The 14,829-nt window shown below is 71.4% G+C and carries 13 protein-coding genes; 8 read left to right on the top strand and 5 right to left on the bottom strand.

Annotation, left to right across the window (positions count from 1 at the left end):
• Window positions 1-291 precede the first annotated feature (291 nt).
• The 3 genes from ACWEVS_RS08445 (at window position 292) to ACWEVS_RS08435 (ending at window position 2,467) form a co-directional block, all read left to right on the top strand.
• Window positions 292-879 carry an ArsR/SmtB family transcription factor gene (locus ACWEVS_RS08445; protein WP_452550601.1) on the top strand — a complete coding sequence of 196 codons (588 nt, stop codon included), beginning with the start codon at window positions 292-294 and terminating at the stop codon, window positions 877-879.
• Window positions 876-1,607, top strand: coding sequence for an SRPBCC family protein (locus ACWEVS_RS08440; protein ID WP_452550600.1), 732 nt, complete (start codon window positions 876-878; stop codon window positions 1,605-1,607). The genes ACWEVS_RS08445 and ACWEVS_RS08440 overlap by 4 nt, the downstream gene beginning before the upstream one ends.
• A 263-nt stretch (window positions 1,608-1,870) precedes the next feature.
• Window positions 1,871-2,467 (top strand): dihydrofolate reductase family protein, encoded by a 597-nt coding sequence (locus tag ACWEVS_RS08435; RefSeq protein WP_449922445.1) that lies wholly within the window; start codon window positions 1,871-1,873, stop codon window positions 2,465-2,467.
• Between the two features lie 414 nt (window positions 2,468-2,881).
• Here the strand turns inward: ACWEVS_RS08435 and ACWEVS_RS08430 are convergent, their stop codons facing one another.
• Both ACWEVS_RS08430 and ACWEVS_RS08425 read right to left on the bottom strand, forming a co-directional pair.
• Window positions 2,882-3,061: a ferredoxin gene (locus ACWEVS_RS08430; RefSeq protein ID WP_452550598.1), complete on the bottom strand. Its 180-nt coding sequence runs from the start codon at window positions 3,059-3,061 to the stop codon at window positions 2,882-2,884.
• On the bottom strand, window positions 3,058-5,046 hold the full coding sequence (locus ACWEVS_RS08425) for a cytochrome P450 (RefSeq protein WP_452550596.1): 1,989 nt from the start codon (window positions 5,044-5,046) through the stop codon (window positions 3,058-3,060). The genes ACWEVS_RS08430 and ACWEVS_RS08425 overlap by 4 nt, the downstream gene beginning before the upstream one ends.
• Window positions 5,047-5,983: 937 nt before the next feature.
• On the opposite strand from ACWEVS_RS08425, the gene ACWEVS_RS08420 reads away from it, so the two are divergent.
• The 4 genes from ACWEVS_RS08420 to acs all read left to right on the top strand — a co-directional run bounded on the left by ACWEVS_RS08420 (window position 5,984) and on the right by acs (window position 10,661).
• Window positions 5,984-6,325, top strand: a complete 342-nt coding sequence (locus ACWEVS_RS08420) for an ArsR/SmtB family transcription factor (protein WP_449922436.1) — start codon at window positions 5,984-5,986, stop codon at window positions 6,323-6,325.
• A gap of 68 nt (window positions 6,326-6,393) precedes the next feature.
• A complete protein-coding gene (locus ACWEVS_RS08415; protein WP_452550792.1) occupies window positions 6,394-8,037 on the top strand; it encodes a SulP family inorganic anion transporter in 1,644 nt (547 codons plus the stop codon).
• Between the two features lie 173 nt (window positions 8,038-8,210).
• Entirely contained in the window at window positions 8,211-8,498 is a 288-nt protein-coding gene (locus ACWEVS_RS08410) for a hypothetical protein (RefSeq protein ID WP_449922434.1), read from the top strand.
• A gap of 57 nt (window positions 8,499-8,555) precedes the next feature.
• Complete coding sequence (acs, locus tag ACWEVS_RS08405) at window positions 8,556-10,661, top strand: acetate--CoA ligase (RefSeq protein WP_452550594.1); 2,106 nt, start codon at window positions 8,556-8,558, stop codon at window positions 10,659-10,661.
• 102 nt (window positions 10,662-10,763) lie between these two features.
• Here acs and ACWEVS_RS08400 read toward each other — a convergent pair whose 3' ends face one another.
• The 3 genes from ACWEVS_RS08400 to ACWEVS_RS08390 all read right to left on the bottom strand — a co-directional run bounded on the left by ACWEVS_RS08400 (window position 10,764) and on the right by ACWEVS_RS08390 (window position 14,091).
• Entirely contained in the window at window positions 10,764-11,600 is an 837-nt protein-coding gene (locus ACWEVS_RS08400) for a sialidase family protein (RefSeq protein WP_452550593.1), read from the bottom strand.
• A 319-nt stretch (window positions 11,601-11,919) separates the two neighbouring features.
• Window positions 11,920-13,344: an NADP-dependent phosphogluconate dehydrogenase gene (gndA, locus tag ACWEVS_RS08395; protein WP_452550591.1), complete on the bottom strand. Its 1,425-nt coding sequence runs from the start codon at window positions 13,342-13,344 to the stop codon at window positions 11,920-11,922.
• Between the two features lie 57 nt (window positions 13,345-13,401).
• Window positions 13,402-14,091 (bottom strand): HAD family hydrolase, encoded by a 690-nt coding sequence (locus tag ACWEVS_RS08390; RefSeq protein ID WP_452550589.1) that lies wholly within the window; start codon window positions 14,089-14,091, stop codon window positions 13,402-13,404.
• 84 nt (window positions 14,092-14,175) lie between these two features.
• On the opposite strand from ACWEVS_RS08390, the gene ACWEVS_RS08385 reads away from it, so the two are divergent.
• Window positions 14,176-14,829, top strand: coding sequence for an NAD(P)H-binding protein (locus ACWEVS_RS08385; RefSeq protein WP_354921290.1), 654 nt, complete (start codon window positions 14,176-14,178; stop codon window positions 14,827-14,829).

Genomic DNA, 14,829 nt, shown 5'->3' with positions numbered 1-14,829 from the left:
CGTACGTCCGCAGAGCTGCGGACGTGCGCAGCGTGCGTCGGTCCGGTTCGCGTTCTGAAGGCGGCAGGGGCACCGACGGACCTCCAGCAAGGACGGTGACCGTACAGATCAGCGCCATCGCCCGCAGCTCCACGCCGCATCGGCCGATCCACCCGGAACAGGAGCAGGCGGGAGAGGTACGTCTGGCACATTCCAAGGGGCCTGTCCCCTGAGGACGGTACTCGGCGGTGTGCCGCTCCGGGCAAATCTCGCTGTCTTGACAAGAAAATTAGTCGGTCATAGTCTGCAGTCATGCAGGATGTCGCTGTGATCGAGGACCCGGCCGCCGCCGAGATCTCACTGGACCCCATCAGAACCCGGCTGCTCGCGGAGCTGAGCGAGCCCGGCTCCGCGACCATGCTGGCCGCCAAGATCGGCTTGCCCCGGCAGAAGGTCAACTACCACCTCAAGACGCTCGAGGCGCACGGGCTCGTCGAGATGATCGAGGAGCGGCGCAAGGGCAACGTCAACGAGCGCATCATGCGCGCCACCGCGGCGTCCTACGTGATCTCCCCGGCCGCGCTGGCGTCGGTCCAGCCCGACCCGGCCCGCTCTCCCGACCAGCTGTCGGCGAGCTGGTTGTTGGCCGTCGCGGCCCGGCTGGTCCGTGACGTGGGGGCGCTCATCCGAGGCGCCGCCCAGGCCCGCAAACGCGTGGCGACCTTCGCGATCGACGGCGAGGTGCGCTTCGCGTCGGCCGCCGACCGGGCCGCGTTCGCCGAAGAGCTCGCCGGGGCCGTCACGGCTCTGGTGTCCAAGTACCACGACCAGTCCGCCGAGCACGGCCGCGACCACCGGATCGTCGTCGCCGTCCACCCCAGCATGAAGGAAGCCCGATGACGCACCCGTTCGAGCTGAACCTCGAGGTCGAGCTCGGCGCCACGCCCGAGCAGGTCTGGGACGCGATCGCCACCGGACCTGGTGTCGACTCCTGGTTCATGGGACGCACTGAGCTCGGCACCGCCCAGGGCGGCCCGGCCAACCTGACCATGCTGGGCCACACCGAACAGGCCACGATCACCGCCTACGAGCCAGGCACCCGCCTCGCGACCCGCGGCGCGGAGGCCCCCGACGGCCGGTTCATGGCGCTCGAGTACCTGATCGAGGGGCGCGGCGGCGGCTCGACCGTGCTCCGGATCGTGCAGAGCGGCATGCTCGGCGACGACTGGGAGACCGAGTTCGAGGCGATGAAGGCCGGCTGGCCCATCTACCTGGAGACCCTCAGGCAGTACCTCACCTACTTCGCCGGCCGTACCCCCTCGGTCACGACCGCCTTCCGCCCTGGAGCGGGCGGCCCGGACACCGTCTGGAAGATCGTCACCCAGTCGCTGGGCGTCACGCCGGACGTCGCCGAGGGTGACGCCGTGCAGCTCCCCGACGGCTCCGCCGGCGTCGTCTACTACGCGAACCTGCCCGTCAACCTCGGCGTCCGGACCGACGCGGGTCTGTACCGCTTCATCCACTCCGGTACGGCCCGCGGCGACGCCCTGGTGCTCGGCCACCAGAACTTCGCCGGCCGCGAGGAGCAGGCCGTATGGGACGCCTGGATGGCCGAGCACTTCGGCTGACAGCGCGGAAGGAGGCGAACGCCTCCCGGCGGGGTTCTGGTCATCGCGTGACCGACCCCGCCGGTCCCGACAGACCCGTGGCGATGCGCTCGTCCCGGTGCCCGCCGCCGACGTGAGGCCAGGCCAGGGACGTGCCCTCGCGCGCCCACCCGCCTTCCGTGACCACCTCGAATCGGTCACGCCAAGCAAGACCTTCATCGTCGCGCCGCGACGCGATCAGTGATGCCAACACTCAGCGACACCATCCCAGAGGAGAGAGTCCCATGCGTATCGTTGCTACCGAGTTCATGAGCCTGGACGGCGTCGTGCAGGCCCCCGGCGGCGCCAAGGAGGACACCGACGGCGGCTTCGCCCACGGCGGCTGGACGCACCCCTTCTTCGACCCGGACGTGGTGGGCGGCGCCTTCGACGACGCCCTCGCCAAGGCTGATGCGCTGCTGTTCGGGCGCCGCACGTGGCAGACGATGGCCGCGGCGTGGCCCGGGCGAGCCGGTGACCCGTTCGCCGACCGGATGAACGCCATCCCCAAGTACGTCGTGTCCGAGACGCTCGGCGACGACGAACTGACGTGGAACAACACCACGCGCATCCCCGGCGGCGAGGCGGTCGCCCGCATCAGGGAACTGCGCGACACCGACGGCGGCTCCCTCCTGATCATGGGCAGCCCGTCGCTCGTTCGGGCCCTCCTCAGCGAGGACCTGATGGACGAGCTCCGCCTCATGATCATGCCGGTTCTCCTCGGCGGTGGTAAGACGATCTTCCCCAGCGACGGTGCGCTGCGCACACTCGAACTCACCTCCACGGTCATCAGCGACGCGGGCGTGCACGTGTGCACCTACCAGTCGGTCGCCAAGAACTAGGTCGAACCCGCGCCGGAAGCCGACCAGCCGCCGGCACCGTTTCCCGGCGCGCGTCGCCGGTCGAGCGTCAGCGCGGGTAACCGAGCGTGGGTCGCCGGTCGGGCGTCAGCGCGGGTAACCGAGCGTGGGTCGCCGGTCGGGCGTCAGCGCGGGTAACCGAGCGTGGGTCGCCGGTCGAGCGTCAGCGCAGGCCACCCAGCGTGGGTCGCCGGTCGAGCAGCAGCGCAGGCAACCTAGCGCGGGTAGCGAACTGATCGCCTCTCCGGGCTTACCCGCGCGGGCTGCGGCGCGGCTTCCGGCCGACGGCCCGCGCCGGGAAGACACGCGACCTGCTCAGGCGGCCCCGACCGTCCACACCGCGCAGCCCTTCCCGGAGGTGAGCGGCGTGGGCGACGTGGGGGACACCGCCTCGGCTCAGTCCGATCTGATCGCCTGGGTCGGGCAACCGGTTACGGCTCGCCGTATCGCGGGGCCCGTGGCCGTCTCGTCGAGCAGCACCACGCGCCCGTCCTCCTCGTCCTGCGTGAACGCCTCCGGTGCCGACAACGCGCACTGCCCCGAGGAGGCGCACCGCTCGCGGTCCACCCTGATCACCACTCCACCTCCAACCGGTGCACGCCGTAGATCGCCATGTCTTTCTTGAACGGCACCTCCGCCAGGGGGACGGCCAGCCGCAGCTCGGGTAGGCGCCGGAACAGCGCCGGGTAGGCGATCTCCATCTCCATCCGCGCGAGGTTCTGGCCGAGGCACTGATGCGGTCCGAAGCCGAAGGCCACGTGCGGTGACTTGGGCCTGGTGACGTCCAGCTCGTCGGGCCGGTCGACCAGCGCGGGGTCGCGGTTGGCGGCGGCGAGCGAGCAGGTGGCGGCGAGCTCGCGTTCGGCCGGGTCGAGCAGGTCCCAGCTCCAGGCGACCACGGCGCGCAACGTGCGATGGCGGGGCAGCGCCGTACGGCTGCCGCCGGTCAGCAGGCGGAACCTGTCGTCGAGCCGGGCGGCCACCTGCTCGGGAGTGAGCGCGCGCAGCCGCGCCGCGGCCAGCTCGATGGCCAGGGGCAGGCCGTCGAGGGCGCGGCAGATGCGCAGCACGGAGGGCAGGTTGGCGTCGGTGACGGCGAACCCGTGGCGTACGGCAGCCGCCCGGTCGGCCAGCAGCCGCACGGCCGGATGTTCGCGCGCCACGGCCAGCGGCAGGTCGTGCAGCGGCCGGGGGAGAGGCGGGACCGGCAGGACCTGCTCGCCGGGGATGTGGAACGGCTCGCGGGAGGTGACCAGCATCCGCACGCCTGGGCACTCGGCGAGGATCCGGTCGGCCAGGAGGGCGGCGGGCTCCACGAGGTGCTCGCAGTTGTCCAGCAGCAGCGTGACGGCATGGCCGGCGAGAGCGGCCACCAGCGCGTCGGCGGGCGGCTGGATCGTGGGGACGGTCAGCGGGCGCGGCGGCTCGGTGTGGGTGTGCGGGAGGCCGAGGGCGGTGAGCACGGCCGCCGCGACGTCGGAGCCTGGGCGCAGCGGGGCCAGTTCGACGAAGCAGACCTCGCCGAGACCCGCTGCCGCCTCGATCGCGAGCCGCGTCTTGCCCGCGCCGCCGGGACCGCTGAGCGTCACCAGGCGGCTTTCCCCGAGCAACTCGCGCACCAGCAGCACCTCCTTGTCGCGGCCGACGAAGCTGGTGCGCTGCGGCCGTGGGCCGCGCGGGCGCAGGGCCGAGGTGCCGGGGAGGGCGGGCCCGCCCGAGGGGGGTGCCGCCGTCACCCAAGCGTTCGGGGGCGCTGCTCCGGTGGCGACAGCGGGTGAGGCACCCGGGAAGGAGGCAGCCGGGGGCCGGGGAACCCAAGCCTCGGGATGATCGGCCGCGGGCCGGCGGTGCCCGGGGGCGTGCGTGTCGCGGAGCAGGCTGAGGTGCAGGTTCGCCAGCGCCGGTGAGGGGTCGGCGCCCAGCTGGTCGGCCAGCGTCCGGCGCGCGTCCTCGAAGGCCTCCAGCGCCTCGGCTCCACGGCCCGCCGCCGCCAGGGCCCGCATGTGCTGCCCGCGGAGCCGTTCGCGCAACGGGTGACGCATGACCAGCCCACCGAGCTCGGACACCAGCTCGCCCACGGGCACCGACCCCTCGAGCAGATCGGCCTCCAGCCTGTCCTCCAGCGCCGCGAGCCGCAGCTCCTCCAGCCGGGCCGCCTCACCCCCCGCGAACGGCAGGCCAAGCACGTCGGCGAGCGCGGGACCGCGCCACAGGGCGAGCGCCTGGCGCAGCAGCCGCGACCGGTCGGCGGGGCCGGGCACCCGTCTGGCCTCGGCGACCAGGCGGGTGAACAGGTGCGCGTCGACCTCCAGCGGATCGACCACCAGCCGATAGCCGGCCGCGGCAAGCTCCAGCGGCACGCCGACGACCGCACGCAGCCGCGACACCTGCGACTGCAGCGCGTTGATCGTGCCCGCCGGGCCGTAGATGTCGCCGATCAGGCGCTCGACCGACACGACCCGGCCCGCCTCCAGCGCCAGGAGCACGAGCAGGCCGCTGAGTCTGGCGCCCCGCACGGGGACGCCGAACACCTCCGTGGGGCCGAGCACGCCGAATCGCATACCTAGATTGTCGTCGGCGGGGCGGAGCGCGGCGTTTTGGAATCCGGTTCTGTGGATAACCTCGGGGGCATTCTTCGCCGTGCCGACATCGAGCACGTCCCGGCTCCGCATGGGTGACGGTCATCGCCGACCCGGCGACCGTGCCTTGCGACGACGGAGACAGCCGACGTGCTGATCGGGCGGTCTGGACGATTAGCAGGCTCGCCGCGCGGGTCATGCCGGCAGCGATGGCAGGCCTCGCGATCGGCGATCCGATTCCGATCGGCTCTTGCGGCAGAAGGCCCGGCTGGTCGATCACCCACAACCATGTGCCGTCATCCTGGCGACGCGCCACCTCGACGGTGACACCGCCGCCGGGCAGGCGTACCGAGGTGAGCGCCAGGTCGCCGCTACGCGGCGTGGGCTGCTGTTGGCCAGGGGCAGAAGTGGGCGCATCGGCGAGCAAGCGCTCATACGCCTGGCGGATCTCCCTGGCTCCCTTGGCGACCTGGCCGTTCGGCGCCGATCCGGGCGGCGAGCTGCCTGGTCGACAGGCCCGGCAACGGTGATCGCCGCGTAGGAGCGGTGGAGGTCGACTCCCCGTACATGGTCGCTCCGGCGCAGGCCGGCCAAGGTCGCGCTGTCGGCGACGGAACAGCCCCATCGACTTCACGAATTGCGAATGTGCGCAATCCATTACATGATGGAGTGGACTTCGAGACGGATCGACGGGCAGGGGTGCTGTGAGCGGGTCTTTCGCTGCGGAGGTCAGACAGCGGGCACGCCGGGCGAGCGCGGCGTTGGAGGCGGCCCGCCACGGCGATGACGCCGACGCGCTCGCCTTGGCCGAAGCCGAATGGGAGCACGTGACACGGCTGGCGCGCACGCACGGCATAACGATCGGCTCGTCCGAGGCCGGGCAAGGTGAGGCTGATCCGGCCGGGGGGAGCGGGCTGTGATGTCGGTGCCGTTGTACGAGGCCAAGGCGGAGCTGTTCCGGCTGCTGGGCCACCCGGTCCGGATCCGGGTGCTGGAGCTGTTGCAAGACGGGCCGAAGCCGGTGCGGGACCTGCTGGCGGCCATCGAGGTCGAGCCGACCGGGCTGTCGCAGCATCTGGCCGTGCTACGCCGTTCGGGCATGGTCAGCGCGCACCGCGACGGCTCCACCGTCGTCTACGCCCTGGCCGGCGGAGACGTGGCCGAGCTGCTGCGCGCGGCCCGCCAACTGCTGACGCACAAGCTGTCGGGGCAAAGCGAGCTGCTGAGCGAACTGATGCAGGCGGAGGCCGGCGCCTCGTGACCTCCCTGTTGCCGGCCGCCTGGGCCCGCCTCCGTTCTGTGCTGCCCGAACGTGGCGAGCTGGCCGCGATGGGCCGCCATCCCCGGCGTGATCTGCTGGCCGGGCTCACGGTGGCGATCGTGGCGTTGCCGCTGGCGCTGGGCTTCGGCATCTCCTCCGGTCTGGGCGCCGAAGCCGGGCTGGCCACCGCGGTGGTCGCCGGAGCGCTGGCGGCGCTGTTCGGCGGCTCCGGCCTGCAGGTGTCGGGGCCGACCGGCGCGATGACGGTGGTGCTGGTGCCGATCATGCACGCCCATGGCGCTTCGGGGGTGTTGACGGTCGGCGTGCTGGCCGGGCTGCTGCTGCTCGCGCTGGCGCTGGCGCGCGCGGGCAAGTACATGGCGCTGGTGCCGGCGCCGGTGGTGGAGGGCTTCACCGTCGGCATCGCCTGCGTGATCGGCCTGCAGCAGATCCCGGCCGCACTGGGCGTGCCGGCCCCGGAGGGGGACAAGGTCATCGGCGTGTCCTGGCAGGCCGTCCAGGACTTCCTCGCCCATCCACGCTGGTGGGCACCGGCGGTCACGCTGGCCGTGGCGGCGACGATGCTGCTTGGCGCACGCTGGCGGCCGACCCTGCCGTTCTCGCTGCTGGCCGTCACGGTGGCCACCCTCGTCGTCGAGCTGGCCGGCCTGCCGGTGGCCCGGATCGGCGACCTGCCTGCCGGGCTGCCCGCACCGTCGCTGGCCTTCCTTGAGGTGGGCGCGCTGGGCTCGATGATCGCCCCGGCGATCGCGGTCGCCGCCCTGGCCGCGCTGGAATCGCTGCTGTCGGCCGCGGTGGCCGACGGCATGAGCGTCAACCACAGGCACGACCCCGACCGGGAGCTGTTCGGACAGGGTCTGGCCAACCTCGTCGCGCCGCTGTTCGGCGGGGTGCCGGCCACCGGCGCCATCGCCCGCACCGCGGTCAACGTCCGCTCCGGCGCCTCCTCCCGGCTGGCCGCCCTGGCGCACGCGGGCATCTTGGCCGTCATCGTGTTCACCGCCGCCGACCTGGTCGCCAAGATTCCGCTGGCCGCGCTGGCCGGCGTTTTGCTGGCCACCTCGGTGCGCATGGTGGAGGTCGGCTCGATCAAGGCGATGATGCGCTCGACCCGCGGCGACGCCGTGGTCCTGGTCCTGACCGCGATCGCGACGCTGGCGCTCGACCTGGTCCAGGCCGTCATCGTCGGCCTGGCCGTGGCCGGGGCGCTGGCTCTTCGCGCCGTCGCCCGTGACGTCCGCCTCGATGAGATGCCGATCGCCCACGACCTGCCCGGCGACCACACCGAAGACGAGCACGCCCTGCTCGCCGAGCACATCGTCGCCTACCGGCTGGACGGGCCGCTGTTCTTCGCCGCCGCACACCGATTCCTGCTGGAGCTGTCGGAGGTCGCCGACGTCTCCGTGGTGATCTTGCGGATGTCCCGCGTCACCACCATCGACGCCAGCGGCGCCCTGGTCCTGGGCGATGCCATCGACCGCCTGCAACGCCGAGGCATCACCGTCTATGTCTCCGGCATCCGCGACGGCCACCATCAGCCCCTGCACGCCCTTGGCGTCATCGCCCATCTCGACCAGGCGGGCCGGGTCTTCGCCACCACCCCCGAAGCCATCGCCGCCGCTCGCGACCAACTCCACCACGCCGGCCTCCTGCCTGCTCCCTCCCGCCGCCACCCCGTCCTGCCCCGCTGAGGCAGCCAGAAGGGGGCCGGCGGGATCGCCCCGCCCGCCCACGGCGGCAAGACAAGGGACGGCTCGCCCGCGCCGGACAGGACGACGCGAATTCCTGCCAGAGCGCAGGTAGTCGTCGATCGGCCGGCGGAGTTACGATGTGCACCTCCCAGACTCTGGGAGGTGCGGCCGAGATGACACAGCAGTATCTCGCGGGCGAGTTGTCGCAGCTCTTGGGACGGTTGGGGGCCGCCACCACGAGCGAGGCGGCTGCGCGGGCGGTAGGCCTGCTGCGGCACGAGGCCGAGACACAACCGATCAGTGCGCTGACCGCGGTGACCGTGCAAGCCCTGGCATTGACTGACAGGCTGTGTTGGGAATCGCTTTCGCTGGCCGACACGTCTGCCTTCGCCCGTCAGGCGGAGATCAGCGCCGCGCTGCACGAGTTCGGCGTCTGCGCGGGCTGGCTGGAGGACGACTGACGACTCGGATCGTGGCGGCTGATCGGTCACACCCTTGACATAGCGGAGGTTTCCGCGATGACGGCAGAAAATCCCTCGGAAGCCCAGATCGCCGTCCACTGGCGCGAAGAGGACTATTACCAGCCCCCGGCGACCTTCATCGCCCAGGCCAACGCCGCGGATCCGGCCATCTTCGACCGGTTCGCAGAAGAGCGTTTCCCCGAGTGCTTCAAGGAATACGCCGATCTGCTCGACTGGGACGCCTACTGGCACACCACGCTGGACACCAGCAACCCGCCGTTCTGGAAGTGGTTCGTCGGCGGCCGGCTCAACGTGTCCTACAACTGCGTGGACCGGCATCTGGCCAAGGATCGCAACAAGGCCGCACTCATCTGGGTGCCGGAACCCGAGTCCGAGGACCCACAGGCCGTCACCTACCAGGAGCTGCACAAGCGGGTCAACGAGTTCGCCGCGCTGCTGCGTGACTTCTGCGGCCTCAAGACGGGCGACCGGGTCACCTTCCACCTTCCGATGGTGCCTGAGCTGCCCGTCTCCATGCTGGCCTGCGCCCGCCTCGGGGTGATCCACTCGGAGGTGTTCGGCGGGTTCAGCGGTACGGCATGCGGTGACCGCGTCGCCGACTCCGGCAGCCACATCGTGGTCACGATGGACGGCTACTACCGCAACGGTGAGCTGGTCGACCACAAGTCCAAGGCGGACGAGGCCGTGGAGGCCGCGGCCAAGCTGGGCGTCGAGGTGGAGAAGGTGCTCGTCTGGCGGCGGCGGCGCGGGCAGTACGCCTCCAAGGCGGCGATGATCGAAGGGCGCGACTTCTTCGTCGACGAGGTCATGGGCGACTACCGCGGCTCGCTCGTGGAGCCGGTCTCCATGCCCGCCGAGGCGCCGCTGTTCCTGATGTACACCAGCGGCACCACCGCCCGGCCGAAGGGCTGCCAGCACAGCACCGGCGGCTACCTGGCCTACGTGACCGGCACCTCGAAGTACTACCAGGACATCCACCCCGAGGACACGTACTGGTGCATGGCCGACATCGGGTGGATCACCGGCCACTCCTACATCGTGTACGGCCCGCTGTCGCTGGGGACCACCAGTGTCATCTACGAAGGCGTGCCGACATATCCGGATCCGGGACGCCCATGGCGCATCGCCGAACGCCTGGGCGTCACGATCTTCCACACCGCGCCGACGGCCATCCGGATGCTGCGCAAGCTCGGCCCTGACGAGCCGCTCAGGTATGACTACCGGTTCAAGCACATGACCACGGTCGGCGAGCCGATCGAGCCTGACGTCTGGCGCTGGTACCACGACGTCGTCGGCAAGGGCCAGGCCGTCATCGTCGACACCTGGTGGCAGACGGAGAACGGCGGGTTCCTCGGCAGTACGCTGCCGGCCGTACATCCCATGAAGCCGGGCAGTTGCGGACCGGGGGTGCTGGGTGTCTATCCGGTGATCTACGACGAGGATCGCAACGTGGTCGAAGCAGGCAGCGGAAAGGCCGGAAACATCTGCATCCGTAACCCGTGGCCGGGCATCTTCCAGACCATCTGGGGCCAGCCGGAACGGTTCGTCGAGCTGTACTACGCCAAGTACTGCGCCGACACCGACAGCAAGGACTGGCACGACTGGCCGTACCTCGCCGGGGACGGCGCCACGCTCGGCGCCGACGGCTACTTCCGCATCCTGGGCCGCATCGACGACGTCATCAACGTGGCCGGCCACCGGCTGGGCACCAAGGAGCTGGAGTCCGCGGCCCTCACGGTCGAGGAGATCGCCGAGGCCGCGGCCGTCCCGGTCATGGACGAGCTGCGCGGCCGGGCGGTGGAGATGTACATCGCCTTGAAACCCGGCATCGCGGCCAGCAAGGACATCGAGGACAAGGTGGTCGCCGCGATCGACAGCCGGATCGGCAAGATCGCCCGGCCGAAGAACGTGTGGACCGTCGCCGACATGCCCAAGACCCGCTCCGGCAAGATCATGCGCCGGGTCATCGCCTCCATCTCCAACTTCGCCGACGTCGGCGACATCACCACACTGGCCAACCCGGAGATCGTCGACGACATCCGCCACCGTGTCCAACGCGAGAAGAGCGTGCGCGGTGAGGTGCCCCGCGAGCTCACCTCCCAGGAACGCGAGGAGATCGAAGCTTACGGCCAGACCGACTGACGACGCGGTCCTGGCCAGGTGGAGGTCGTGGCCGTTCTGTCGCACGACGACGCCCAGGTGGGCATCGCGACCGCGAGCACGATCACCATCGGCATGGTGTCATCACGCGGCCCCGCCATCCATGGCAAAGAAGCCTTTAACGTAATAATTCGGGAGCTGGGGGTCCAAGGTCATCGGTGCCCAGGTGAGCCCCCCGTCCGCGCTCGTCGACACCGCCGCGTAGGCCGCGTGGGCACGGTACCTCGCGTCCCTGTCCTCCGGGGACGTGCCGCCCCGCAGGTCGAGCGCCCTGGCCACCATCACCAGGCCGCCCTCCTGGGAAGGCGTCACCCGGGGTTCCTCCACCCCGATGCCCGGCGGCGGCTGCGCCGATCCGCCCGGGCGCCAGGTCCGCGGGTCCGTCGAGCCGAGCACTCCTGCCCGCGTCCCGCCGCAGGTCTGCCGCCAGTACGGCAGCAGCCACACACCGTCGTGCTTGATCGGTTTCCCGTCGGCGACCACACGCCGGCTGTTGGGCGGCACGTCGACCGTGAGGGGAAGGTCGTGCAAACCGGCACCAGAGTCCGTACTGCGCCTGGCGACCATGCCGACAGGGAATCTGTCGACGTTCCCCGTCCGGTCGCGGTCCTCGGCGATCGTGATGCGTCCCAGGAGGGCGTAAATCGCACCTGAGTCGTTGAGGAAGACGACGTAGTGGCAGCGGCGCGTGCCCGTCGCCGGGGCGAGAGTGCCCGTGGTCCAGGTGCGCCCGTCGTCGGAGGAGCGCGCGAAGCTGATCGAGCCCTGGTCGTCGGGCGTGGCGTCCAGGGGATCGGAGACCCTCGCCCGCCGGCCGACCACCAGCCGGTCGGCGTCCGGCACCGCGATGTCCGGCACCCTGTCGCCCTCGTGCGCCGGTTCCCCGTCGGCACGCCTGTCCGCCGTGCTGAAGACCGTCACGGGCGTGCCCGCGCACGGCCCCACCGCGTCCGACTCCGGCCAAGTCTCCCACCCGTCTTCCGTCGCCGCCCCGCCGCCGGGTGCCCGTGATCACCTGACGTTCACGTGCCCGTCCCCTGACGGCAAGCATCCGGAAGCCCACCGTAGTCACCGGTGACCCTCTGTCCATGCACGCCACTCCAGCGGGACTTCGGTGCTCGCCGTTACATCGGGCTCGTACCCCTCCACTCCTACAGGACGCGGGGTAAAGACGTGGAAGACCACAAAAAGCCCCGCAGCTCGGACGCTGCGGGGCTGGAAATCTACAACGTAAAGGCGCTCACGCCGGGTGCTCAGCCCGGTCTCCCGACCAGTCGGTGTGGAAGGCGCCCTCCTTGTCGACCCGGTGGTAGGTGTGCGCGCCGAAGTAGTCACGCAGCCCCTGCACGAGGGCGGCCGGCAGCCGGTCCCTACGCAGGCCGTCGTAGTAGGCCAGCGCCGAGGAGAACCCGGGCGTCGGCACGCCGATCCGCACGGCCGTGGACACCACCCGCCGCCAGGCGTCCTGCGCGGCGGCCAGCGCGCCCGCGAACCCCTCGTCGGCCAGTAGCGTCGGCAGCGCCGGGTCGGCGTCGTAGGCGGCGCGGATCCGGTCGAGGAAGCGCGCCCTGATGATGCAGCCGCCGCGCCAGATCGTGGCCATCGCGCCGAGGTCGACGTTCCAGCCGTACTCCTTCGAGGCCGCCGCGATCTGGTCGAAGCCCTGCGCGTAGGCGACGATCTTGGAGGCGTACAGCGCCTGCCGTACGTCCTCGATCAGCTCCTTGCCCGCGACGCCGGCCTGCGAGGGGCCGCGCAGGTCACGGGCGGCCGCGCGCTGCTCGGGGTGGCCGGACAGGGCGCGGGCGAAGACCGCCTCGGCGATGCCGGTGACCGGGATGCCCAGTTCGAGCGCGCTCTGGACGGTCCAGCGGCCGGTGCCCTTCTGCTCGGCGCGATCGACCACGACGTCCACGAACGGCCGGCCGGTCTCGGCGTCGACGTGGTCGAGCACCTCGGCGGTGATCTCGATGAGGTAGGAGCCGAGGTCACCCTCGTTCCAGTCGCGGAACACCTGGGCGAGCTCGGCGGGGGAGGCGCCGAGCGCCTGGCGCAGCAGGTCGTAGGCCTCCGCGATGAGCTGCATGTCGGAGTACTCGATGCCGTTGTGCACCATCTTCACGAAGTGGCCGGCGCCGTCCGGGCCCACGTAGGTCGCGCAGGGGACGCCCTCGACCTTGGCGGAGATGTCCTCCAGCATGGGGCCGAGCGCCTCGTACGACTCGCGGGAGCCGCCCGGCATGATGCTCGGACCGAGCAGCGCGCCCTCCTCGCCGCCCGAGATGCCGGCGCCCACGAAGTGGATGCCGGCATCTCGCAGCGCCGCCTCCCTGCGCCTGGTGTCCTCGAAGTGCGCGTTGCCGCCGTCGACGATCATGTCGCCCGGCTCCATGAGGTCGGCCAGCTGGTCGATGACGGCGTCGGTGCCCGCGCCCGCCTTCACCATGATGATCGCCCTGCGTGGTCGTTTGAGCGAGGCGACGAAGGCCGCCATGTCCTCCGCGGGCAGGAAGGTGCCCTCGCCGCCGAACTCCTTGACCAGCGCCTCGGTACGGCCGTGCGAGCGGTTGTGCACCGCGACCGCGTAGCCGTGGCGGGCGAAGTTGCGGGCCAGGTTGCGGCCCATCGTGGCAAGTCCGGTGACGCCGATGTCTGCCAGATCCATGTCAGCTCCTCTTGCGGAGATACGCATCCTTCACGTGATCGGTTTGGCGGTGCGCGGTTATTCCCTGAGGCGTACGCCCAGCTCGTCGAGCCGGTTGAGCATGTCGGCCGGGTCGGCGTAGACGCGGAAGGCGCCCGAGCGCTCGAGCTCGTCCCTGCCGTAGCCGCCCGACAGCAGGCCGACGCCCAGCGCGCCCGCCCTCCTGGCGGCCAGCAGGTCCCAGACGCTGTCGCCGACGACCATGGCGTGGTGCGGGTCGACCCCGAGGAGGGCCGCTCCGGCGAGGAACAGGTCGGGGTCGGGCTTGGCGCGCCGTACCAGGTCGCGGGTGACCATCGGGGTGTCGTCGGGCAGCTTGAGCATGGACAGCGCCAGCCGGGCGGTCCGCGCGTAGCCGCTGGTGGCGATGGCCCAGGGGACCTGGCGCGCGGTCAGCTCGCGCAGCAGCTCCACCGCGCCGGGCAGCGGCCTGACCGAGTCGACCTGCTCGGTGTAGGCGTCGGCGTGGGCCCGCTGGAGGTCGTCGATCTGGTTCTGGCTGAGGGTGATGCCGGTCTCCCTCAGCAGCGCGGTGACGAACAGGCCGCCGCTCATGCCGATCCTGCGGTGGATCCGCCACACCGAGAGGTCGATGCCCATCCCCGACAGGGCGCTGCGCCAGGCGATGACGTGCTGGTAGACGCTGTCGATCAGGGTGCCGTCGAGGTCGAACAGGAAGGCGGGGCCCGGTGGCTCGGTGTAGTCCATCTGCCCATTCTCACCACGCCCGCCCAGGACCCCGCGGAGCGGGTCCTGACTGCGTCAACTACACCCGTGTGACACGCTGGAGGCATGCGTGTGGTGATCGCGGGTGGACACGGGAAGATCGCGCTGCGGTTGGCGCGGAGGCTGGCCGAGCGGGGCGACCAGGCCGTCGGGCTGGTCCGCAACCCGGGCCACCAGGCCGACGTGGCGGCCGCGGGCGGGCAGGCGGTCGTCTGCGACCTGGAGGGCGCGAGCGCGGAGGAGGTCGCGCGGGTGCTCGACGGCGCCGACGCCGCCGTGTTCGCCGCGGGCGCGGGCCCGGGGTCGGGCGCGGCCCGCAAGGACACCGTCGACAGGGCCGCCTCGGTGCTGCTGGCGGAGGCCGCCGAGCGCGCGGGCCTGCGCAGGTTCGTGCAGATCTCCTCGATGGGCGCGGGCGCGCCGCCCGCCGCGGGTTCCGACGAGGTGTGGGCGGCCTACATCGCGGCCAAGACCGCCGCGGAGGCCGACCTGCGCGGGCGCGACCTCGACTGGACGATCCTGCGGCCCGGCGGCCTGACCGACGAGGAGGGGCAGGGCAGGGTCCTGCTGGCGCCGCCGCCGGTGGCCAGGGGCACCGTGCCGCGCGACGACGTGGCCGCGGTCGTGGTGGCGCTGCTCGACGCGCCGGCCACGGTCGGCAGGACGCTGGAGCTGGTGCGTGGCGAGGTGCCCATCGCCGAAGCCGTTCGGGCACTCTAG

The sequence above is a fragment of the Nonomuraea sp. NPDC003754 genome (genome assembly GCF_053605785.1).
The sequence above is the reverse complement of the archived record's forward strand: the minus strand, read 5'-3'. Positions and strand labels throughout refer to the sequence as shown.

Coding starts and splice junctions, on each gene's coding strand:
- ACWEVS_RS08440 (WP_452550600.1), top strand. CDS start 876: ATGACGCACCCGTTCGAGCTGAACCTCGAGGTCGAGCTCGGCGCCACG.
- gndA (WP_452550591.1), bottom strand. CDS start 13,344: ATGGATCTGGCAGACATCGGCGTCACCGGACTTGCCACGATGGGCCGC.
- acs (WP_452550594.1), top strand. CDS start 8,556: ATGACGGCAGAAAATCCCTCGGAAGCCCAGATCGCCGTCCACTGGCGC.
- ACWEVS_RS08425 (WP_452550596.1), bottom strand. CDS start 5,046: ATGCGATTCGGCGTGCTCGGCCCCACGGAGGTGTTCGGCGTCCCCGTG.
- ACWEVS_RS08420 (WP_449922436.1), top strand. CDS start 5,984: ATGTCGGTGCCGTTGTACGAGGCCAAGGCGGAGCTGTTCCGGCTGCTG.
- ACWEVS_RS08410 (WP_449922434.1), top strand. CDS start 8,211: ATGACACAGCAGTATCTCGCGGGCGAGTTGTCGCAGCTCTTGGGACGG.
- ACWEVS_RS08390 (WP_452550589.1), bottom strand. CDS start 14,091: ATGGACTACACCGAGCCACCGGGCCCCGCCTTCCTGTTCGACCTCGAC.
- ACWEVS_RS08385 (WP_354921290.1), top strand. CDS start 14,176: ATGCGTGTGGTGATCGCGGGTGGACACGGGAAGATCGCGCTGCGGTTG.
- ACWEVS_RS08415 (WP_452550792.1), top strand. CDS start 6,394: ATGGGCCGCCATCCCCGGCGTGATCTGCTGGCCGGGCTCACGGTGGCG.
- ACWEVS_RS08435 (WP_449922445.1), top strand. CDS start 1,871: ATGCGTATCGTTGCTACCGAGTTCATGAGCCTGGACGGCGTCGTGCAG.
- ACWEVS_RS08445 (WP_452550601.1), top strand. CDS start 292: ATGCAGGATGTCGCTGTGATCGAGGACCCGGCCGCCGCCGAGATCTCA.